Here is a 21,169-nt window from a genome sequence, read left to right on the forward strand (position 1 = left end):
GGCGATGTCAAGGGTCGGAAACGCGCGCGTTACGTGTCAGCGCGCGGCGGTCGTGCCGCGGACGACCAGGTGCGGGGGGATGATGAGCTCCCTGTCGGCGATCTCGTCACCGGACAGCCGCGCGACGGCCCGGTCCACGGCCAGGTTCGCCATGCGACCGGCGTCCTGGCTGACGGTCGTGAGGTTGACGTGGGACAGGCGGGACAGCCGGCTGTCGTCGAAGCCGATGACGGAGATGTCCTCGGGAACCGCGGTCCCGGCCCGCAGGAGCGAATCGAGCAGGCCGGCGGCGCCGTCGTCGTCGTAGGTGATCACGGCGGTGGGGGATTCGCCGTCCTCCAGGAGCAGCCGCGCCGCGCCGGCCCCGGATTCGGCCGTCTGGCCTCCGGGGACGATGCGGATGCAGTTGCCGAGGCCGTGCCGCCGCATCGCATTGCGGTAGGCGCGCCGCCGGTCGGTCGCCTTCGGGCTGCGGCCTCCGTCGATGTGCGCGATGTCGCGGTGCCCGAGTTTCACCAGGTGGTCCACTGCCTGGCGCATCCCCGCATCCTCGTCGGTGTGCACCAGGTCGATCGACGACTCCCGCAGCCGGCGCCCGACGGCGATGACCGGCAGCCGCCGCCCGAGATCCTCCAGCAGCGCCGCCGGGGACTCGGGGCCGAGCATGATGAGCGCGTCGCAGCGATAGCCCAGCAGCGTCTCGACGGCGCGCCGCTCGTCGCGGCGGGGGGTCAGCGCGCTGAGGACCACCTCGTAGTCGGCGCTGTCGGCCGCGGCGTAGATCCCCTCGATGAGATCCGTGTGGAAGGCGTGCTGCACGTTGAACGTCACGCCGAGGAGCCGTGAGCTGTTGCGGGCCAGCAGCCGCGCGCGCGTGTCCGGCCGGTAGCCGATCTCCGCGGCCGCCTTGAGCACCCGCTCCCGCGTCTCGTCGCTCGCGCCGGCGACTCCACGGATGACGATCGACACCAGCGCCCGGGACACTCCGGCGCGCGCGGCGACATCCTCCAGCGTGGGCCGCTTGGCGCCTCTGCCTCTTGCGGATTGCCCGGTCACGGCCCTCCCCTTCGTGTCCAACATGTTGCGACAAGTTGCCGCCGACGTGTTGACATGTTCGTGTGACGCTCATCATAGTGATGGCACTAGAGCGCTCTAAGCGCAATATCCAGAAGGACATCCGTGACCAGGAAACATCCTCCCGGTGACGGTCTACCACCTAGAGCGTTCTAGCGACAGTGACTCCCGCGACCCGGGAGCGCCCACGACGCATCGCGCCGCCCGCCTCCGAGAGCGGCGGGGCAACGACCCCGATACGCCCCGATACAGCGAACACCCCACCAGTCGAACGCGATCCGTGATCAGCGGTTGACTCACCGTCCGCTGACACGGCCACCGGCCCACACCCGAACGACGGAACACGATCAATGGAGACGTCCATGCGGAGAACCAAGCGAGCGGCGGGGACCGCTCTTCTGGCAGCGCTCGCCCTCACCGCTGTCGCATGCAGCAGCACCGGCGGCAAGAAGGCGCAGGCACAGGCGGAGGGGGTCACGGCGGGCAAGGCCGGCACGCCTCGCATGAAGATCGCGATGGTCACGCATGAGGCCCCGGGTGACACGTTCTGGGACATCGTGCGGAAGGGCGCCCAGGCCGCTGCCGCCAAGGACAACGTCCAGCTCGTCTACTCCGCCGATCCGGACGCCGGCAAGCAGTCCACCCTCGTGCAGAACGCCATCGACAGCAAGGTCGACGGCATCGCCGTCACCCTCGCGCACCCCTCAGCGATGTCCGGCGTGGTGCAGAAGGCCAAGGCCGCGGGAATCCCGGTCGTCGCCTTCAACTCCGGACTGGACGACTGGCAGAAGACCGGGGCGCTGGAGTACTTCGGCTCCGACGAGCACCTCGCGGGAGAGACCGCCGGCAGGCAACTCGCCGCGGAAGGCGCCAAGCACGTCCTGTGCGTGCCGCAGGAGCAGGGGCAGGTCGCCCTCGAGGCGCGCTGTGACGGCGTCGCGAAGGGCTTCTCCGGCAAGACGGACAAGGTGTACGTGACCGGCACCAACATGCCGTCGGTGCGGACCACCGTCGCCGCCAAGCTGCGGGAGGACAAGACCATCGACCGGGTGATCATGCTGGGTGCCCCGTTCGCCCTCACCGCGGTGCAGTCGGTCAAGGACGCCGGAAGCAGCGCCAAGGTCGCCACCTTCGACATGAACCCCGAACTGGTCCAGGCGGTCCAGAAGGGCGACGTCGAGTGGGCGATCGACCAGCAGCCGTACCTCCAGGGCTACCTCGCGGTCGACTCCCTGTGGCTCTACAAGACCAACGGCAACGTCATCGGCGGCGGGAAGACGACGCCCACCGGGCCGTACGTCGTCAACAAGAGCAACGTCGCCGACGTCCTGAAGTTCGCAAGCCGGGGGACGCGATAACGACCCTCCAGGGCGCCCGCCCCGGGCGCCCTGGACTCTCCCCCGGACCATGGAGGTTTTGATGAGTCAGACACTGGATGCCGGCATCCGGCCGCCAGTACGGGACGAGCGGTTCACCCGCAAGCCGCTGTCCGCCCGGCTGCTCGGACGGCCGGAGATCGGGTCGCTGGGCGGCGCGATCGTCATCTACGTCTTCTTCTTCGCCGTCGCCGAGCCGTTCCGCGGGCTCGACTCTCTGGCGACGATCCTGTACGCGAGCTCCACGCTCGGCATCCCGGCGGTCGGGGTCTCCCTCCTCATGATCGGCGGCGAGTTCGACCTGTCGGCCGGCGTCGCGGTCACCAGCTCGGCGATGGTCGCCTCGATGCTCAGCTTCCAGCTCACCGCGAACATCTGGGTCGGAATCGGTGTCTCGCTGCTGGTGGCCCTCGCGATCGGCGCCCTGAACGGCTACCTGGTCGTCAGGACCGGGATCCCCAGCTTCCTGGTCACGCTGGCGACCTTCCTGATGCTGGAGGGCCTGAACCTCGCGATAACCAAGATCATCACCGGCAACGTCGCCAGTCCAAGTATCTCCGACATGAGCGGCTTCGCGTCGGCGCAGAAGGTCTTCGCCTCCGAGTGGGACATCGGCGCGCTGTCGCTCCGCATCAGCGTCCTGTGGTGGCTGGTGTTCGTCGCCATCGCCACCTGGGTCCTGCTGCGCACCCGGACCGGCAACTGGATCTTCTCGGCGGGCGGCGCCGCCACCAGCGCCCGGGCCGTGGGCGTGCCGGTGCGGCGAGTGAAGATCGGCCTGTTCATGGCCGTGGGCTTCACGACCTGGTTCACCGGCATGAACCTGCTGTTCTCCTTCAACACCGTCCAGTCCGGTGAGGGCGTCGGCAACGAGTTCCGGTACATCATCGCGGCGGTGATCGGCGGCTGCCTGCTCACCGGCGGGTACGGCTCGGCGGTCGGCGCGGCGATCGGCGCGTTCATCTTCGGGATGACCACCCAGGGCATCGTCTACGCCGGATGGAACCCCGACTGGTTCTTCTTCTTCCTCGGCGCGATGCTCCTCTTCGCCACCCTGTTCAATCTCTGGGTCCGCCGCCGGACGGAGGCCAGCCGATGACCACCACCGAGACCCCGCTCGTTCGTCTGACCAAGGCGGGTAAGCACTACGGCAACGTCATCGCCCTCGCGGACGTGTCGATGGACGTGGACTCCGGAAAAGTGACCTGCGTCCTCGGCGACAACGGTGCCGGGAAGTCCACTCTGATCAAGATCATTGCGGGCGTGCATCCGCTGGACGAGGGCACCTACGAGGTCGAGGGCGAGCAGGTCCGCTTCGGTTCGCCCCGCGACGCCCTGACCCGGGGCATCGCCACCGTGCACCAGGATCTGGCCGTGGTCCCGCTGATGCCGGTCTGGCGCAACTTCTTCCTCGGCTCGGAGGCCCGCAAGGGCGCGGGCCCGCTCAGCCGGCTCGACATCGGCTTCATGCGGCACACCACCAAGACCGAACTGGCCGACATGGGCATCGACCTGCGCGACGTCGACCAGCCCATCGGCACTCTGTCCGGCGGCGAGCGCCAGTGTGTCGCCATCGCCCGCGCCGTCTACTTCGGCGCGAAGGTCCTGATCCTCGACGAGCCCACCGCCGCACTCGGCGTCAAGCAGGCCGGCGTCGTACTCCGCTACATCGTCCAGGCCAGGGATCGCGGGCTCGGCGTCATCTTCATCAGCCACAACCCGCACCACGCCTACCCGGTCGGCGACCGCTTCCTGCTGCTCAACCGCGGCCGCGGCATCGGCTACCACGCCAAGGGCGAGATCACCCGCGACGAGCTCACCGGCCTGATGGCCGGCGGCGCCGAACTGGACGAACTCAGCCACGAACTGGAGCGCACCAGCTCCGACCCGAAGATTCAGCAGGTCGCCGCCGAACTGGAAAAGGAGGCCGCCGCGACGGGCGAACGGTCCACGGAGAAAAGCTGAACCTCGCCCCGCCGATTTCCGCCCTGCCACGAGTCAGGGGCGGTGGTGGGCCTCGCCGGGCCAGGAGCCTTCCAGGCCGTCGCCCTGGCCCGGCAGGTCCAGCTCGCACCAGACGACCTTGCCGTCGCCGCTGGGACGGGCACCCCAGCGCTTGGCGAGCCGGTGGACGACCTGCAGGCCGCGGCCGCCCTCGTCGTCGTCGGCCGCCTGACGGGCCCGGGGCAGGGCGTCGGAATCGTCGCGGACCTCGCAGACGAGCGTACGGTCGCGCAGCAGCCGCAGTTCGATGTCGCCGGTGGCGTACCGCAACGCGTTGGTCACCAGCTCCGACACGACCAGCTCGGTGCTGAAGGACAGCTCCCCGCACTCCCAGCGTTCGAGCGTCTCGCGCACCCGGACGCGGGCGTCGCGCACCGCGGTCGGCAGCGCGGGCAGTTTCCAGGAGGCGATCTCGCCGTCGGGCAGCCGCCGCAGGCGGGCGATGAGCACGGCGATGTCGTCCCGGTCGTGGTCGGCGTACGCGCTGTCGAGGGTGGCCTTGGCGAGCTCCTCCAGCGGCCGGAACAGCGCGTCCGCGCCGAACAGTCCCTGCAGCCGGGAGAGGCCGTCGTCGATGTCCTGGCCGCGGTTCTCCACGAGGCCGTCGGTGTAGAGCACGAGAACGCTGCCGTCCCCGATGGTGAACGTGCGGGTCTCGATCATCCCCTCGCCGACGCCGAGCGGGGGCGCGGGCGGAACGTCGAGGAACTCGCTGGTGCCGTTCGGGCGCAGCAGCAGCGGCGGCAGGTGCCCGGCGGAGGCGATCTCGCAGGTGCCGTCGGTGGCGTCGTACACGGCGTAGACGCAGGTGGCGAAGGCGGGCTCCCGCTCGCCGAGCTCCCGCATCAGCGCGTCGAGCTGCTGCAGGCCGTCCGCGGGTGACAGCTCCAGGTTGACGAGGGTCCGCAGGGCGGTGCGCAGCCGCCCCATCGTGACGGCGGCGCGCACGCCGTGCCCGGCGACGTCGCCGACGATGAGGGCGACGCGGCCGCCCGGCAGGGCGATCGACTCGTACCAGTCGCCACCGACCTCGATCAGCTGGTTGCCCGGGAGGTAGCGGTGCCGGACCGCCACGCTGGACGGGGCGGTCAGGCCCGTGGGCAGCATGCTGCGCTGGAGGGTCAGCGCGGTCGCGCGCTCGCGGCTGTAGTGGCGGGCGTTGTCGATGTAGAGGGCCGCGCGGGCGGCGAACTCCATCCCGATCTCGACGTCGTACGCGTCGAAGGCCCGGTGGGCGGCGCTCCGGGTGCAGACGACGAACCCCAGCGTGGTCCCCCGTGCGATCAGCGGCAGCAGCACCATGGAGCTGTCGGCCAGGAGCTTGGCGACGGGCTTGCGGCGCCACAGCCGGGCGATCCGCTTGGCCGCCTTGGCGTCGAGGTGCGGCTCCAGCACCGGCTCGCCGGTGGCCATGCAGCGGGTGTACGGCGTGTCGGGCGGGTAGGTGAGGACCTCCCCGGTGGGGAAGGCGGCGTTCCACTTCGGATCCGAGGCGTCGGTGGCGAGGGCCACGCGGCGCAGCACGGTGGTGCCGTCGGCGGCGATCGAGGGGTGCTCGTCGGCGGCGACGATGCTCTCCTGGATGAGGACGCCGGCGGCGTTGCAGAAGTGGGGCACGACGAAGTCGACGAGCTCCCGCGCCATCTGGTCCAGGTCGAGCGTCGCCCCGATCCGGACTAGCGCGTCGTCGAGCATGGCCCGGCGCATCAGCGCCGGATCGGTGAAGCGTTCCAGGTCCATCACGGCGACCCGGATCATCATCAGATCGGTCGGGTCGTCGCCGGTGGCGTGCATCGGCTGGACGGTGACCACGGCGTTGCGCGCCCCGTCGTCCCCGGTCCGCACGCCGAGGACGGCGGTCCGCTCGTGACGGCTCGCGAGGGCGTCGAGGAGCCCGGTCAGGGCCTCCTTACTCTCCTCGGTGAACAGGCCGGTCACGTCCGTGCCGACGACCTCCTCCGGAGGCCTGTCGAGGACGCCGGAGGAGTTCTGCCCGCACTGGAGGACCTCGCCGGCCCGGCCGATACCGAGCACGAGGGTCCTTGCCGAAGAATCGGCCATCCGCCGGAGTCCTTCCTTTGGCCCATCAGCCCTCGAGTAAAAGTATGACCAAAAGGGGACTGGAGGGAAGGAAGATCACGCCCTTCATGGTCAGGGCCGCCCGAGACCGGCGATGAGTTCGTCGACGACCCGCTCGGCGAAGTCCTCCGGGACCGGTCCGGCGCCGACCGCCCTCGCCCGATGGGCCATGGCTCCGGTGAGGATCCACAGGGCCAGCTCGATGTCGAGGTCGGCGCGCAGTTCTCCGGTGGCGATGCCGCGTCGCAGCACCTTCCGCATGACCTCGCGCCGGGGTTCGATGACCTCGAGGTTGAACCGGGCCACCAGCTCCGGATAGCGCTCGGCGCTGCTGAGAATGCTCCAGTAGCAGTCCACGCGCTTCTTCTGGGTCTTGTCCGCGATCAGGGCCTGAGCCACGACGATCAGGTCCTCGCGGACCGACTCGCCGCGCGGCTCGGCGATCGGCTCCTTCAACGCGGCGAGCGCGTCGATGATGAGAGCCTCTTTGTTCGGCCAGCGGCGGTAGATCGTCGTCTTGCCGACTCCCGCCCGCGCGGCGACGGCCTCGATGGAGACGCCGGCCACCCCGCCCTCCTCCGCGAGGAGGTCCAGGGTGGCGTCGACGATCGCCTTGTCCGCGCGCTCGCTGCGCGGCCGGCCTGGGGGCCGCGCCGCGAGCTGATCACTCGTCTGCGTCATCGCGCATCACCGTCTCATACCTCGACGGCTTCGCGCTGCTCGACCGGCGGGATCTCGGCCTCCCGTTCCGGCTGGCCGGGCATCCACTTCAGGACGACGAGCGCCCCGGCGAAGGCCACTGCGGCCGAGATCGCGGACGTGATGTGCATGGCGTGCACGAAGGAGTCGTGCGCCGGCGGGAGGATCGCCCGGCCCGCCGCGCCGAACTTCTCCGCCACGCCCGTGGTCGTGCCGATGTCCGCTCCGGCGACGTCGCGCACGCGCTCGGGCAGCGCGGTCAGGTGCGGCTTCAGGCCGCTGCGGTAGATGGAGGAGACCAGGGAGCCCAGGACGGCGACGCCGAGCGCGACCGCGACCTGGCGGGCGATGTTGTTGATGGCCGACCCGGACCCGGCCTGCTCCCTCGGCAGCACCGACATGACGGCGGTGGTGGCCGGGGGCATCACCAGGGCCATCCCGGAACCCTGCACGAAGAAGGTGATCTCCAGGATCCAGATCGGGCTGTGGACGGCGGTGAAGTGGTAGCTGAGCAGCGCCAGCGCGACCATGGTCAGGCCCGTCGCGGCGACCAGCTTGGCGCCGTACCGCTTGACCAGTCCGGCGCTGCGCGGTGAGAAGATCATCTGGCCGACGGCGAGGGGCAGCGTGAGCAGGCCCGCCTGCAGCGGCGAGTAGCCGCGGACGTCCTGCAGGTACAGCGAGATGAACAGGAAGACGCCGCCGAGCGCGAAGAAGACGAGGGCGATGGCGCCGACGGACGCCGACAGCCGACCGTCACGGAACAGCCGGACGTTCAGCGAGGGGTGCTCGATGCGGGACTCGTACCAGACGAACAAGGCGAGCAGCGCGACTCCGGCGAGCACGGGGCCGAACACGGTCGGCTCGGTGACGGTCGCCTTGTCGCCGCCCTCGATGATCCCGTACGTCAGGAGGATCAGGCCGGCGATCGACAGCAGCACGCCACCGAAGTCGATCTTGGCGCGCACGGCGTTCTTGGACTCCGGCACGACGATCGCGATGCCGATCACGCCCGCGATGACGATCGGGACGTTGATGAGGAACACCGAGCCCCACCAGAAGTGGTCGAGCAGCAGGCCGCCGGTGATGGGCCCGACGGCGATCCCGATGCCGACCGCGCCGGCCCAGACGCCGATGGCCCGGCCGCGCTCCTGCGGCTCGAAGACGTTCGTGATGATCGACAGGGTCTGCGGCATGACCGCCGCGCCGCCGAAGCCCATGGCCGCGCGGGCGAGGATGAGCTGACCGGGGGTCTGGGCGTACGAGGAGAGCAGCGAGGCCAGGCCGAACAGCAGCATGCCGATGATCAGCATGCGCTTGCGGCCGATCCGGTCGCCGAGCACGCCGAACGTGAACAGCAGGCCGGCGAAGACGAGGGTGTAGGAGTTGATCGCCCATTCGAGCTGGCCCTGGGTGGCGCCGAGGCCGTCGCGTGGGTCCGCGATCGTCTTCAGCGCGACGTTGAGGACCGTGTTGTCGAGCACGATCACGAGCAGGCTGACGATCAGGACGCCGAGGATCGTCCAGCGTCTCTTGTGGATGGTCTGCGGATCCATGAGGCCCTTCAGAGATATCGATACGATGCTGTTGCGTTTCTTAACGCTGCCAACCTTAGGTTATTCCCGATCCGATACGCAACCGTAGCGTTTCATATCAGACAGCGGGAAGGTCCGGGCTGTACGGGTCGTTGACCTCGTGGGATCATCGATCTCGTCCGGGGACGCCACCGTGGCGCCTCGAGGCAGGAGGTTTCCGATGTCTGTATCGACCGGTCGGCCGACCACCCTGTACGGCGGCCAGACGGGGCGCCGCGTCACCGTCCGCGACATCGCGGCGGCGAAGGAACGCGGCGAGAAGTGGCCCATGCTCACCGCGTACGACGCGCTCACCGCGCGGGTCTTCGACGACGCCGGAATCCCGGTGCTGCTCGTCGGCGACTCCGCCGGAATGGTGGTCTTCGGCCACGAATCCACGATCCCCGTCACCGTGGACGATCTCATCCCCCTCACCGCGGCGGTGGTGCGCGGCACCTCCCGCGCCATGGTCGTCGCCGACCTGCCCTTCGGCGCGTACCAGACCGGCGTGCCCGAGGCCCTGCACACCGGCGCCCGGTTCCTCAAGGAGGCCGGCGCGCACGCGGTCAAGCTCGAAGGCGGCCGGCGGGTGCTCCCCCAGGTCGAGGCGATGGTCGCGGCCGGCATCCCGGTCATGGCGCACCTCGGGCTGACGCCGCAGTCGGTGAACGCCTTCGGCGGCTACCGCGTCCAGGGACGCGGCGAGGACGGCGAACGCCTCATGGCCGACGCCAAGGACCTCGAGGCCGCAGGCGCCTTCGCGGTCGTGCTCGAATGCGTCCCCTCCGACCTGGCCGACCGCGTCACCGCCGCGCTGTCGATCCCGACCATCGGCATCGGCGCGGGCGCTGGCACCGACGCCCAGGTGCTCGTGTGGCAGGACATGGCCGGCCTCACGCCGCACACCGCGAAGTTCGTCAAGAAGTACGCGGACGTGGCGGGCGTCCTGCGCGGCGCCGTCCAGGAGTACGCGGCCGAGGTCGTCTCGGGCGCCTTCCCCGGCCCCGAGCACGCCTACCGCTGACCCGCACGGCATTCACCACCGCCCCCGGTCCGCCGGGGCTTGACGGTGCACGTCGCCCGTCGTCGCGTCCGCCGCTCGCCCCGGTCCGCCGGGGCGAGCGGGGGACGTCCGCTTCTCGGGGTACGGCGGGAGAGCGGCGAGGGGCGATCGACCGGCGCCGTTGAGGGCGGGCGGTGCCCCGGCCCGCTCGCCACATCGCCATCGTGATCGCCTCCGCCGGCGAGGACGGACGAGCACGGGCCCGCGAGCGGCGGCGACACGGCAGTCCGCATCCGGCCGCCCGCACTCGCGTCGGGTCCGTGCGGGACCTCGGGCCACTGCGCCCTCACGGCACCTGACCTGGAGTCTTTTTACCCGTTTGTCACACTTCGCCGTTAAATAACTACATATTCGTCTGCCGGTTCCATTGCCGTCAGGGACGACTGTCCGGATGGTGGGGCAAACCCCCCGCTATCGGAAGGCATCTCCATGCCGCGAGTCCTGACAGTCGCCCTGACCACCGTTTCGATGACCGTGGCCCTGGTCGTTCCCGTCTCGGCCGTCGTCACCCCGGCGTACGCCGCCACCTGCTCGCAGAGCTACCTGCCGCTGCCCGACCCGTCCTGCCAGCCGGGCGCGACCAACCCGGACGTCACGCAGTCCACCATCAACTCGACGATCTGCGTGTCCGGCTGGACGAGCACGGTACGGCCGCCGACGTCGTACACGAACCCGCTCAAGGTCAAGCAGATCGCCGAGTACGGCTACAGCGACACGAGCACCGCCGACTACGAGGAGGACCACCTGATCCCGCTGGAACTGGGCGGCGCGCCCAAGGACCCGAAGAACCTGTGGCCCGAGCCGCGCTACGACGCCGGCGGGTCCACCTCGGCGGACAAGGACACCGTGGAGAACGCGCTCAAGAAGAAGGTCTGCGCCGGCACGATGACGCTCGCCAACGCGCGGCACATCATGGCGACGGACTGGAGGCAGGGCCAGAGCGCCCTAGTGATGCGCTGAGGACGCGCCGCGCCTCGGTGAGCGAGGGCCCGTACCACTCCAGGTGACGGCCGCTCACCAGCGCCACCGGGACGCCGGGGAACATCTCCGGCCCGTCAGTGGCGGAGAAGGCGTACGGCTCGTCCGGCAGTACGACGAGGTCGGGCCGCCGGTGCAGCATCTCCTCGACCGACGTCTTGGGGTACCGCTCGGCGGCCTGCGCGTAAACGTTGCCGACGCCCAGCCGGGCGAGGAGGTCCCCGGCGAAGGTGTCGCGGCCGAGCACCATCCAGGGGCGCCGCCAGACGGGCACGACCGCGACCGCGCCGGACGGCGGGAGGTCGCGCAGGACGTCGGCCCAGGCGGAACGGGCACCCGCCAGCCAGGCGGGAGTGCCCTGCCCGCACGCGGCCAGCGTCCGTTCGAGGCTGGTCAGCGCCTCCGGGAGGGTGCGGATCACGGTGACCCACACGGGGAGGCCGGCTGCCCGCAGGGCGTCGAGGTCGGCCTCCCGGTTCTCCTCGAAGTTGGCCAGCACCAGGTCCGGCGCGAGTTCGACGACCTTCCGCAGGTCGGGGTTCTTGGTCCCGCCGACGCGTACGACGTCGAGGCCGGGCGGCTCGACGCACCAGTCGGTGGCGCCGACCAGCAGGTCCGGCGCCGTGCACGCGACCGCCTCCGTGAGGGACGGCACGAGCGAGACGATCCGGCGGACCCCGCGCGGAGCCCGGAACAGCACTCCCAGGTCGTCGACCATCGGGGGCACCGGGACACCGCGCGGCGGTCCGGTCATCGGGGGGCGGCCTCGTCCAGCGCGGCCAGGAACTCCTCCGGGGTCATCAGGCCGGGCTGCCGGCCCTCGCGGGCCATCCGGTTCGCCAGCCGCCGGAGCAGCTCGTTGACCGGGGTGGGCACGCCGTGTTCGCGGCCGAGCAGGATGATCTCGCCGTTCAGGTAGTCGGCCTCGATCGTGCCGGTCCCCCGCTGCAGGCTCTGGAAGGAGGAGCCGCCGGAGCGCTTGCGTCCGCGGACCGGGCGGACCTGGCTCGCGATGCCCACCCCGCTCGGCGCGTCGATGCCCGCGGCGCGCAGGCACGCCCTGCCCTCGTCCCGGGCGAGCCGGGCGATGTCCGCGCCCTGCTCACCGGGGCCGATGACGACCTCGACGGCGTTGCCGAGGTTCGTCAGGAGCTTGCCGTACTTGTAGCGCATGACGTCCGGCCGGGCCTCGGACGCGAACGTCGCGCCCGCGAAGGCCGCCGCGAGGGACTTCGCGGTGTCGTCCACGCCCTCGGGGTACCGGCCGACGTCGAGGCCGCCCGTCTGGGGCGCGAGGTACGCCTCGACGACGCCGGGTTCGAGGAACGCCGACGGCAGCAGGACGCAGACGCCGTACACGTTGGGGAACAGCCGCAGGGCGAGGCGTTCGTTCTCCACGCCGTTCTGGGCGGACGCGACGACGATGTCCGGCGGCGCGACGGCCGCGAGATCGGCCAGTGCGGGCAGGGTGTCCTGCGTCTTCATCGTGAGCAGCACGACGTCGCCGGGCTGGAACGTCACCGCCGACGGCCGGTCGACGACCGGGACCGGCACCGTGACGCTCTCCTCCGGGGTGTCGAGGCGCAGGCCCCGGTCACGGACGGCCTCGTAGTGCGCGCCGCGGGCGATGAGCGTGACGTCGTGACCCTGCTGGAACAGGCGTGCCCCGATGACGCCGCCGACCGCGCCCGCGCCGTAGACGACGACCCTCATACGTCGGTCACCCGGAGGCCGGCGTGGGCCTTGTAGCGGCGGTTGATGGAGATCAGGTTCGCGGTCAGCGCCTCGATCTGGTGGGCGTTGCGGAGCCTGCCGCCGTAGACGCCGCGCATGCCCTTCACGCGCGCCGCCAGGGCCTGGACGGTGTTCGTGGCCTCCCGGTCGTCGCCGAGAACCAGTACGTCGAGGTCGACCTGGTCGATCTCCGGGTCGAGGAGGACGACGGCCGAGACGTGGTGGAAGGCCGCCACGACGGTGCTGTCGGGCAGGACGGCGGCGGCCTGCTGCGCGGCGCTGCCCTCCTCGACCGGCAGCGCGTAGGCGCCCTGCTTGTCGAAGCCGAGCGGGTTGACGCAGTCGATCACGATCTTGCCGGCGAGCTCCTCGCGCAGCGACTCGAGGGTCGCCTTGTGGCCGTCCCAGGGAACCGCCACGATCACGACGTCGGCCTCGCGGGCGACGGCGGCGTTCTCCGCGCCCCGGGCGGTCGCCCCCTCCCCCAGGCTGTCGGCGGCCTGCTGGGCGCGTTCGGCGTTGCGGGAACCGATGATCACTTCATGTCCGGCGAGGGCGAACCGGCGCGCCAGTCCCTTGCCCTGGTCGCCGGTGCCGCCGAGGATGCCGATGGACAGCCCACTGACATCCGGCGCATCTGCGTGCTGAGTGCTCATAGTGGACGATCCTGCCAGGGCACCTCAGACCGGCTCCTTCCCGGGTATCGCGGCCATGGCGGCGCCGATGATGCCGGCGTCGTTGTGCAGCTCGGCGGCCACCACCGGAGTCCGCACCTGTTTCAGGTACGGCAGGAAGCGGTCGGCCTTCTTGCTGACCCCGCCGCCCAGGATGATCAGCGACGGCCACAGCAGGTCCTCGATGCGGTGCATGTACTCGCCGAGCCGCTTCGCCCAGTCCTCCCAGTCCCAGTCGTGGACGTCGCGGGCGTGCGCGGAGGCCCGCCGTTCGGCGTCCTTGCCGCGGATCTCGATGTGCCCCAACTCGGTGTTGGGCACGAGCCGCCCGTCGACGAACAGCGCGGTGCCCACGCCGGTGCCGAGCGTCAGCATGAGCACCGTGCCCGGCCGGCCGCGCCCCACGCCGAACGTCATCTCCGCCACGCCGGCCGCGTCGGCGTCGTTGAGCAGCGTCACGGGCACCCCGGCGGTCTCCGCGAACAGGTCGCGCGCGGCCAGGTCGACCCACGCCTCGCCGAGGTTGACCGCCGTACGGACGACCCCGCCGGTGACCACGCCCGGGAAGGTGACGCCCACCGGGCCCGTCCAGCCGAAGTGCGTGACGATCTCGGCGACGATCCGTGCCACCTCGTCGGGCGGCGCCCCCTCCGGGGTCACCAGGCGCAGCCGCTCCTGCGCGAACTCGCCCTTCTCCACGTCGACCGGCGCGCCCTTGATACCGGACCCGCCGATGTCGACACCGAGTATCTCCATATCGCTATACCTACCTGACATCGCCGACGCTTAACAAAGGGCACGTGATCTCGCTGCCCGTACGGCACCATGGGGGCCATGGACGCGAGTCAGGTGGCGGCTCTGCGGGAGCTGCTCGCGACGACCGGCTGGCCGGAGCGCACCAGGGAGTTCGCCTGGTCGCTGCGTTCGTCGGCCCGGGAGCCCGGCGGTCTGCTGGTGTTCGGCCCACCCGACGACGAGCCGTGGCACCTCGCCGCCCACCTCGACGACGAGAGCCGGCTCGGCGGCGTCCCGGAGCTGTCGCCCACGCTGGTGCGCTGGGAGCCGCCGCCCGGCGCCCCGCCGCACCTGCGGATCGGCCTGGAGCGCCTGGAGGCGGCCCGGCGCGGAGAGACGCTGATCGTCGTCTCCGAGGAGGAGTCGGCGGCGCCGCTGCTGGAGCGGGTGGACGACGCGCGGCGCGTCGGCGCGACGATCTTCGCGCTGGACACCGGCGACCGGGAGCTGGAAGGCCTCGCGCACGAGGCGCTGACCGTGCCGGCCGACGACCGGCTGGTGTCGTTCGACGCGGCCCAGCACCTCGTGAGCGCGGCCGCCGGGGAGCCGCTCCCCAAACGGGGCCTGCGCGACCGCCTGGCCCGCCTCCTGGAGACGATCAGCGGCCCGACCGTTTCCTGAAGGCTGTTTCACGAGCGCCGCGCAGCCGCGCCGCGGGCTCGTGAAACAGCTCCCGGTCTCAGCTCTTGCGGCGCCACTCCTCGTTGCGCTCCGCGGCGCGCTCGAACGCGTGCGCCGCCTCTTCCTCGGTGGCGTAGGGGCCCATGCGGTCACGGTTCGGGCAGCCGGGCCCTTGCTCGACCCTGCGGTGCTTGAGGCAGAAGAACCACTTGCCCTCGTCACTCATCGCGCTCTCCGATCATGCTGTCATCGTGCCCCGGCGGGCTGACTACACTCCAACAGCATGACGACGCAACTCCACCCCGGTCACGTCTCCCCGATGCGCAAAGTGCCGGCGGACATCCCCCGGCCGGAGTACGTCGGCAAGAAGGTGCCCCGCACCGGTGAGCCGGACGTGAAGACGCCCGAGATCATCGAGCGGATGCGGGTCGCCGGGCGCATCGCCGCGCAGGCGCTCGAGGAGGTCGGCAAGCGGATCCGGCCGGGCGTCACCACCGACGAGCTCGACCGGATCGGGCACGAGTTCATGCTCGACCACGGCGCGTACCCCTCGACGCTGGGCTACCGGGGCTTCCCCAAGTCGCTGTGCACCTCGCTGAACGAGGTGATCTGCCACGGCATCCCGGACGACACGGTCGTCCGGGAGGGCGACATCATCAACATCGACATCACCGCCTTCAAGGACGGCGTGCACGGGGACACCGACGCGACCTTCCTGGTCGGCGAGGTGGACGAGGAGTCGCGGCTGCTCGTCGAGCGCACCCGCGAGGCGATGACGCGCGCCATCAAGGCCGTCCGCCCGGGCCGGCAGCTCAACGTCATCGGCCGGGTCATCGAGTCGTACGCCAAGCGGTTCGGCTACGGCGTCGTCCGCGACTTCACCGGACACGGCATCGGCACGACGTTCCACTCCGGGCTGATCGTGCCGCACTACGACGACCCGCACGCGACCACCATCATCGAGGCGGGGATGACGTTCACGATCGAGCCGATGCTGACGCTCGGCACGATCGACTACGAGATCTGGCCGGACCGCTGGACGGTCGTGACGAAGGACCGCAAGCGCACCGCGCAGTTCGAGCACACGCTCCTCGTCACCGACACGGGCGCGGAGATCCTCACCCTCCCGTGAGATAGGGCGGTTCGGCGCGGGTACGTACCGCGCCGTGGCCGACAGACTCGGGACGTACCGCAGCAAGCGCGACGCGCGCCGTACGCCGGAGCCGGTTCCGGGCGAGGGGCCGCTCCCCCGTGGGAACGACGACACGTTCGTGATCCAGGAGCACCACGCGCGGCGGCTGCACTGGGACTTCCGCCTCGAACGCGACGGCGTGCTGGTGTCCTGGGCGCTGCCGAAGGGCGTGCCGGACGATCCGCGGACCAATCACCTGGCCGTGCACACCGAGGACCACCCGCTGGAGTACGCGTCGTTCGCCGGGAAGATCCCGAAAGGCGAGTACGGCGGCGGCCAGGTCACCATCTGGGACCGCGGGACGTACGAGACCGAGAAGTGGACCGACCGCGAGGTCAAGGTCGTCCTGCACGGAAACCGGGTCTCCGGCCGATACGTCCTGTTCCCGACGAACGGCAAGAACTGGATGATCCACCGGATGGACCCGCCGGTCGACCCCGACGCCGACCCGATGCCCGAGCGGGTCGGCCCCGTACGGCCCGAGGTCCGCGAACGCCTTCCCCGCCGCGCGGAGGCGTACGGCTTCGAGTTCGCGTGGGGCGGGCGCCGGTTGATCGTGTTCTCCGACCGCGGCACGACGCACGCCCAGGACGCCGATGGCGAGGCCGCCGAGGTCCCGTCCGGGCTCGGGGAGTCGCTCGCCGCCCATCGGGTCGTCCTGGACGGCGAGGTGACCGTCATCGAGGACCGCGAGACCTACATGATCTTCGACGTGCTCCACCTGGACGGCCGTTCGCTGTTCGACGAGCCGTACGAACGGCGTCGGGAGCTGCTGGAGGGCCTGCGTCTCGCCGGGCTCCGGTGGCAGACCGCGCCCTGCTTCGACGACGGCGAGGCGGTGCGGGCGGCCGCCCGGCAGCAGGGCCTGCCGGGAATCGTCGCCAAGCGTCTCGACGCGCCCTACCGCCCGGGGAAGGCCGACTGGCGTCTCATACCGGCGGAGTGAGGGACGACGCCCCGATCCGTCGTCGCGACCCAATCCTGTCAAACATTCTGTCCGAATCAGGACGAATCAGCATTAAAACGGAAATCTCCCTAGCCGGAATGTCAGTGACTAATTACGCTACGGTCGTCATTCCCATGCATCTGGAGGCAATACGTGGGCGGTTCCCGCTTCCCCTTCCCCACGCCGGGAGAGCCGATCCTTCACACCTACGCCCGGCTTCGTGACGCCGGGCCCGTGGTCCCCATCGAGCTGCCGGGGAACGTTCCCGCCTGGGCGGTGAACAGCTACGAGGCGCTCGCCGACGTCTTCGCACGCGACAACAAGGTGTTCTCGGCAGACCCCCGGCACTGGATCGCCCTGCACGACGGAACGGTCCCCGCGGACTGGCCGATGCTCCCCCTCGTCTCCGGCGACCACCTTCAGGTCAAGGACGGCGTGGACCACCGGCGGCTGCGGACGCTGATCGCCCGGGCCTTCACGGCCGCCCGGGTGGAGGCGATGGCGCCCCGGATCGCCGAGATCACGGCCGAGCTCATCGACGGCATCGCCACGGCCGGAGACGGCGTCGACCTCGTGCCCGCTCTCACCGAGACGTTGCCGATGTCGGTCATCTGCGACCTGTACGGCGTCCCTCACGCCGAACGGGCCCAACTGCGCGGCTGGACGACCACGCTGCTGTCGCACACCGCCACCGGCGAGCAGGCCGCCGCCGCCAATGCGGCGCTGAACTCCTACCTGGCGTCGCTGGTCGACCTCAAACGGCGCGAACCGGGAGACGACCTGACGACCGGGCTCGTCCGGGCGCACGACGACGAGGACCGTCTCTCCAACGACGAACTCGTCAGCGCCCTGTGGGTCATGCTCATCGCCGGCCACGAGACGACCGTCCACCTGCTCGGCAACGCCATCGTGACGCTGTGCGCCCACCGGGATCAGCTCGCCCTGGCGATCGAACGGGACCTGTGGCCCCAGGTGGTCGAGGAGACCCTGCGCTACCGCGGCCCCGTGCTCGGCTCGCCGTTCCGCTACACCATGACCGACACGGTCCTGGCGGGCGTGCCCATCCCCGCCGGTGAGGCCCTCTGGCTGAGCCTGGCGCACCACGGGACCGAACACGGGCGGTACGGCGACGCTGCCGACCGGTTCGACATCACCCGCGAGCAGAGCGGTCACCTGGCGTTCGGGTTCGGCCCGCACTTCTGCGTCGGCGCGCCGCTGGCCCGGCTGGAGAGCCGCATCGCCCTGGAGGCGCTGTTCGGGCGCTTCCCGGAGCTCAGCCTGGCGACCGGCGCCGACGCCATTCACTACAACCCGTCGTTCATCACGTACGGACCGTTGTCCCTGCCGGTGAACCTCGGCCCGGCGCGGGAGCGCGCCGCGGAGGAGCGCCTGCCGGAGCCCGCCTGACCTTTCGCTGGGCGCGCTCCCCGGGACGCGCACAGCTCCCCCCGGACCCGGTCTCGACCGGGTCCGGGCCATCGCGTTTCCACACTCCGGACTGATTCGAGTCGATCGTGGAACCGCTCCGGCGCGTCGCGCGTCCTTACTCCCCGAAGCGGGCTACAGTCCGCGCGTGTCAACAAAGCGGGTGATCTTCACATGATGGGCCATACGCACGCGCTGGCCGGGGCTGCGGCCTGGCTCGGGACCGTGCCGTTCCTCGCCGACTACGGCATGCGGATGACCCCCGGGCAGATCGCGGCCGGCGCCGTGGTCTGCGCCGGGGCGGCGCTGCTTCCGGACCTCGACCACCACGACGGGACGATCGCCAACACGTTCGGCCCGGTCACCCGCGTCCTGTGCAAGGGCATCAGCGTGGTGTCCGGCGGGCACCGGCACGCGACGCACTCGCTACTGTTCTGCGCACTCATGGCGGTCGGCGCCGACCTGCTGTCGCAGCACGTCGTGCAGGCGTGGTGGGTGATGCTGTTCCTGCTCATCGGCCTGGGGTTGCAGGGGATCGGGATCGGCGTTCCCAAGAAGGAGCACTTCGACGCGCTGCTCAACGCCTTGATCGCCGGCGGGCTGACCTTCTTCATGGCGAACATGAAGTTCGCCGGGCCCGGACTGGGGACGCACGGCTACACGCTGGGGTGGGCCGGATTCGCGGTGGGGCTCGGCTGTCTCATGCACGTCATCACCGACTCCATCACGCCGCAGGGCTGCCCCGTGTTCTGGCCCGTCCCCTGGCGACTCGCGATCCCGCTGGTGCCCCGCACCAACGGGAAGGTCGAGCTGTGGGTGGTCACGCCCCTGCTCACGCTGGGCATCGTGATCCTCGGCATCCGGTCGTCGGCCGGTTCCTTCGCCGCGCACTGGCTCACGCACAACGGCGGCTGACACGACGTTCACACGCGCCGTCGGCGGGCACACCTGGTGCCCGCCGACGGCGTTTCCGTTGGCGCGCTCCACACCGCTTCACCCGGTGACCTGCTGGGAAGAGCAAATATGTGGGACACATGACACGGTGCGGCGCGGCCGTGATCACCGGGCTGGCGCTGGTCGCCGGGTGCGGTGACGGCGACGCCGGCAAGACGAACGCGGCCGCGACCTCTCCGGCCCCCGGCGCTCCACCGCCGGTCCAGGGATACGCCGGCCAGCTGGAACAGACGTACGAGCAGGTCGTCAAGGCGGTGCTGCCCTCCGTGGTCCAGATCGACACCGACTCGGGGCTCGGGTCCGGCGTCATCTACGACAACAAGGGCGACATCGTCACCAACGCCCATGTCGTCGCGGGGGCCAACCGGCTGACGGTGACCACCGCGACCGGCAAGAAGGCGCTGCCCGCGACGCTCATCGGCCAGTACGCCCCGGACGACCTGGCGGTCGTGCGGGTGAGCAACGGGGCGCTGAAACCGGCGCGCTTCGGCGACTCCAGCCGCCTGACGGTGGGCCAGATGGTCCTCGCCATGGGCAATCCGCTCGGCCTGTCGGGCAGCGTGACCAACGGCATCGTCTCCGCGGTCGGGCGCACGGTGTCCTCGCCGCGCGAGGGCGCCTTCCCGGGCGCGACGATCGCCGGAGCGGTGCAGACGAGCGCGCCGATCAACCCGGGCAACAGCGGAGGCGCGCTGGTGACCCTGAACAACGAGGTGATCGGCATCCCCGCCCTGGCGGCGTCCGACCCGCAGATCGGCGGCGCGGCCGCGGGCATCGGCTTCGCGATCCCCAGCAACATGGTCAAGCTGATCGCCGATCAGCTCATCAAGTCGGGCCGCGTGACCAACTCGGGCCGGGCCGCGTTCGGCGTCACCATCCGGAACGTCGCCGACCTGGCGGGCAACGTCGTCGGCGTCGGGGTGGTGTCGGTGACGAAGGGCGGCCCCGCCGACCGGGCCGGGATACGCCCCAACGACATCATCGTCTCGGTCAACGGCACCAAGACGCCGACCACCTCCGAACTGTCGGACGTCCTGGCCGTGCTGAAGCCCGGCGACAAGGCGCAGGTCGTGGTCCAGCACCCGGACGGCGCCAAGACCACGACCACGGTCACTCTGGGCCAGCTGCCCGGCTGACCCGGCTGACTAGGCGTCGGCGAACCCGGCCAGCACGCGGTCAGTGGCCTCGCGCAGCCGGTCACGGACCTTCGGGTCGTACGCGTCGCCGTGCGCCCTGGAACGCCTCACGCCGTCGAAGAACCCGCCCGTTCCGGCATCCTCGGTGACGAGCCGCAGCACGGCGTCGCCGCCCTCCTCGACCGTCGACCACGGGGTGACGCCGGCGTCGCGGACCATGGCGGTGTCCATGTAGGTCGCGGGGTGAATGCAGTTGACCGCGACGCCGTCCAGCTCATCGGCCAGGTCGAAGGTCCAGGCGGCGAGCGCCAGCTTGCTGCGGCAGTACGCGAGGGTGCCGTTGTAGCGGCGGTCCATCGTCAGGTCGTCGAAGTCGATCGTGTCCTGGCCGAGGGATCCCTCGTTGACGATCCGGGCGCCCGGTCCCAGCGCGGGCAGCAGCAGGCGCGTGAGCAGCACGGGCGCGAGGTAGTTGACGGCCCAGTGCACCTCGTGCCCGTCGGCGGTGAGCCGACGGTCCGTACCGCTGCCGACGCCCGCGTTGTTGATCAGCACGTCCAGCCCTGCGCCGTTCTCCGCGGCGAGGTCGGCACGGACACGGCCGGCGAGGTCGCGGACCTCGGCCAGCGACGCGAGGTCCGCGACGTACGGCCGGCCGCCGGTCTCCGCCGCGACCGCGTCGAGTTTCGCTCGATCACGGCCGTGCAGCAGAACGGTCATGCCCCGCTCGGCCAGGTGCCCGGCGAGATACCGTCCCACGCCGGCCGTCGATCCGGTGATCAGTACTGTGGTCATGGTCCGATCCTCGTACGCGGTGCCGTTCCGGTACCAGGGCACGCCGATCC

Annotated in this window: 21 protein-coding genes; 11 read left to right on the forward strand and 10 right to left on the reverse strand. The window is 70.7% G+C overall.

What is annotated here, in order from left to right; genetic code table 11:
• Nucleotides 1-36: 36 nt before the first annotated feature.
• Nucleotides 37-1,056 (reverse strand): LacI family DNA-binding transcriptional regulator, encoded by a 1,020-nt coding sequence (locus ACYVF7_RS43920; RefSeq protein WP_460351898.1) that lies wholly within the window; start codon nt 1,054-1,056, stop codon nt 37-39.
• 380 nt (nt 1,057-1,436) lie between these two features.
• Between ACYVF7_RS43920 and ACYVF7_RS43925 the strand changes: the two genes are divergently transcribed.
• From ACYVF7_RS43925 to ACYVF7_RS43935, 3 genes are all read left to right on the forward strand, one after another.
• Entirely contained in the window at nt 1,437-2,432 is a 996-nt protein-coding gene (locus ACYVF7_RS43925) for a sugar ABC transporter substrate-binding protein (protein WP_460351899.1), read from the forward strand.
• Nucleotides 2,433-2,493: 61 nt separating this feature from the next.
• The gene (locus ACYVF7_RS43930) at nt 2,494-3,549 is read left to right on the forward strand and encodes an ABC transporter permease (RefSeq protein WP_460351900.1); all 1,056 of its coding nucleotides are present in this window, start codon (nt 2,494-2,496) and stop codon (nt 3,547-3,549) included.
• Nucleotides 3,546-4,415, forward strand: coding sequence for an ATP-binding cassette domain-containing protein (locus tag ACYVF7_RS43935; RefSeq protein WP_460351901.1), 870 nt, complete (start codon nt 3,546-3,548; stop codon nt 4,413-4,415). Before ACYVF7_RS43930 ends, ACYVF7_RS43935 begins: the two co-directional genes overlap by 4 nt.
• 33 nt (nt 4,416-4,448) lie before the next feature.
• Here the strand turns inward: ACYVF7_RS43935 and ACYVF7_RS43940 are convergent, their stop codons facing one another.
• From ACYVF7_RS43940 to ACYVF7_RS43950, 3 genes are all read right to left on the reverse strand, one after another.
• Nucleotides 4,449-6,515: an ATP-binding SpoIIE family protein phosphatase gene (locus ACYVF7_RS43940; RefSeq protein WP_460351902.1), complete on the reverse strand. Its 2,067-nt coding sequence runs from the start codon at nt 6,513-6,515 to the stop codon at nt 4,449-4,451.
• A 90-nt stretch (nt 6,516-6,605) separates the two neighbouring features.
• Entirely contained in the window at nt 6,606-7,214 is a 609-nt protein-coding gene (locus ACYVF7_RS43945) for a TetR/AcrR family transcriptional regulator (protein WP_460351903.1), read from the reverse strand.
• A gap of 14 nt (nt 7,215-7,228) precedes the next feature.
• Nucleotides 7,229-8,788: an MFS transporter gene (locus ACYVF7_RS43950; RefSeq protein WP_460351904.1), complete on the reverse strand. Its 1,560-nt coding sequence runs from the start codon at nt 8,786-8,788 to the stop codon at nt 7,229-7,231.
• Nucleotides 8,789-8,987: 199 nt separating this feature from the next.
• Here ACYVF7_RS43950 and panB point away from each other — a divergent pair, with 199 nt between their 5' ends.
• Both panB and ACYVF7_RS43960 read left to right on the forward strand, forming a co-directional pair.
• Entirely contained in the window at nt 8,988-9,830 is an 843-nt protein-coding gene (gene panB, locus ACYVF7_RS43955; protein ID WP_460351905.1) for a 3-methyl-2-oxobutanoate hydroxymethyltransferase, read from the forward strand.
• 468 nt (nt 9,831-10,298) lie between these two features.
• Nucleotides 10,299-10,829, forward strand: a complete 531-nt coding sequence (locus tag ACYVF7_RS43960; RefSeq protein ID WP_460351906.1) for a hypothetical protein — start codon at nt 10,299-10,301, stop codon at nt 10,827-10,829.
• Here ACYVF7_RS43960 and ACYVF7_RS43965 read toward each other — a convergent pair.
• The 4 genes from ACYVF7_RS43965 to ppgK are packed head-to-tail and all read right to left on the reverse strand — an operon-like array spanning nt 10,780 to nt 14,011.
• Nucleotides 10,780-11,601, reverse strand: coding sequence for a helical backbone metal receptor (locus tag ACYVF7_RS43965; protein ID WP_460351907.1), 822 nt, complete (start codon nt 11,599-11,601; stop codon nt 10,780-10,782). The two genes, ACYVF7_RS43960 and ACYVF7_RS43965, sit on opposite strands and share 50 nt — an antisense overlap.
• Nucleotides 11,598-12,560, reverse strand: a complete 963-nt coding sequence (locus ACYVF7_RS43970; protein WP_460351908.1) for a ketopantoate reductase family protein — start codon at nt 12,558-12,560, stop codon at nt 11,598-11,600. The genes ACYVF7_RS43965 and ACYVF7_RS43970 overlap by 4 nt, the downstream gene beginning before the upstream one ends.
• Nucleotides 12,557-13,237, reverse strand: a complete 681-nt coding sequence (npdG, locus tag ACYVF7_RS43975) for an NADPH-dependent F420 reductase (RefSeq protein WP_460351909.1) — start codon at nt 13,235-13,237, stop codon at nt 12,557-12,559. Before npdG ends, ACYVF7_RS43970 begins: the two co-directional genes overlap by 4 nt.
• 24 nt (nt 13,238-13,261) lie before the next feature.
• A complete protein-coding gene (ppgK, locus tag ACYVF7_RS43980; protein ID WP_460351910.1) occupies nt 13,262-14,011 on the reverse strand; it encodes a polyphosphate--glucose phosphotransferase in 750 nt (249 codons plus the stop codon).
• 78 nt (nt 14,012-14,089) lie between these two features.
• Here ppgK and ACYVF7_RS43985 point away from each other — a divergent pair, with 78 nt between their 5' ends.
• A complete protein-coding gene (locus tag ACYVF7_RS43985; RefSeq protein ID WP_460351911.1) occupies nt 14,090-14,671 on the forward strand; it encodes a hypothetical protein in 582 nt (193 codons plus the stop codon).
• Between the two features lie 58 nt (nt 14,672-14,729).
• On the opposite strand, the gene ACYVF7_RS43990 is transcribed toward ACYVF7_RS43985, so the two are convergent.
• Nucleotides 14,730-14,897 carry a hypothetical protein gene (locus ACYVF7_RS43990; RefSeq protein ID WP_460351912.1) on the reverse strand — a complete coding sequence of 56 codons (168 nt, stop codon included), beginning with the start codon at nt 14,895-14,897 and terminating at the stop codon, nt 14,730-14,732.
• A gap of 57 nt (nt 14,898-14,954) precedes the next feature.
• Here ACYVF7_RS43990 and map point away from each other — a divergent pair, with 57 nt between their 5' ends.
• From map to ACYVF7_RS44015, 5 genes are all read left to right on the forward strand, one after another.
• Nucleotides 14,955-15,803, forward strand: coding sequence for a type I methionyl aminopeptidase (gene map / locus ACYVF7_RS43995; RefSeq protein WP_460351913.1), 849 nt, complete (start codon nt 14,955-14,957; stop codon nt 15,801-15,803).
• A gap of 34 nt (nt 15,804-15,837) precedes the next feature.
• On the forward strand, nt 15,838-16,809 hold the full coding sequence (locus ACYVF7_RS44000; RefSeq protein WP_460351914.1) for a DNA polymerase ligase N-terminal domain-containing protein: 972 nt from the start codon (nt 15,838-15,840) through the stop codon (nt 16,807-16,809).
• Nucleotides 16,810-16,962: 153 nt separating this feature from the next.
• Nucleotides 16,963-18,216 (forward strand): cytochrome P450 family protein, encoded by a 1,254-nt coding sequence (locus tag ACYVF7_RS44005; protein WP_460351915.1) that lies wholly within the window; start codon nt 16,963-16,965, stop codon nt 18,214-18,216.
• Between the two features lie 192 nt (nt 18,217-18,408).
• Complete coding sequence (locus tag ACYVF7_RS44010; RefSeq protein ID WP_460351916.1) at nt 18,409-19,149, forward strand: metal-dependent hydrolase; 741 nt, start codon at nt 18,409-18,411, stop codon at nt 19,147-19,149.
• 119 nt (nt 19,150-19,268) lie between these two features.
• The gene (locus ACYVF7_RS44015) at nt 19,269-20,324 is read left to right on the forward strand and encodes a S1C family serine protease (RefSeq protein ID WP_460358452.1); all 1,056 of its coding nucleotides are present in this window, start codon (nt 19,269-19,271) and stop codon (nt 20,322-20,324) included.
• A 9-nt stretch (nt 20,325-20,333) separates the two neighbouring features.
• Here the strand turns inward: ACYVF7_RS44015 and ACYVF7_RS44020 are convergent, their stop codons facing one another.
• Complete coding sequence (locus tag ACYVF7_RS44020; RefSeq protein ID WP_460351917.1) at nt 20,334-21,119, reverse strand: SDR family NAD(P)-dependent oxidoreductase; 786 nt, start codon at nt 21,117-21,119, stop codon at nt 20,334-20,336.
• Nucleotides 21,120-21,169: the final 50 nt, after the last annotated feature.

Source organism: Actinoallomurus acanthiterrae (assembly GCF_054775715.1).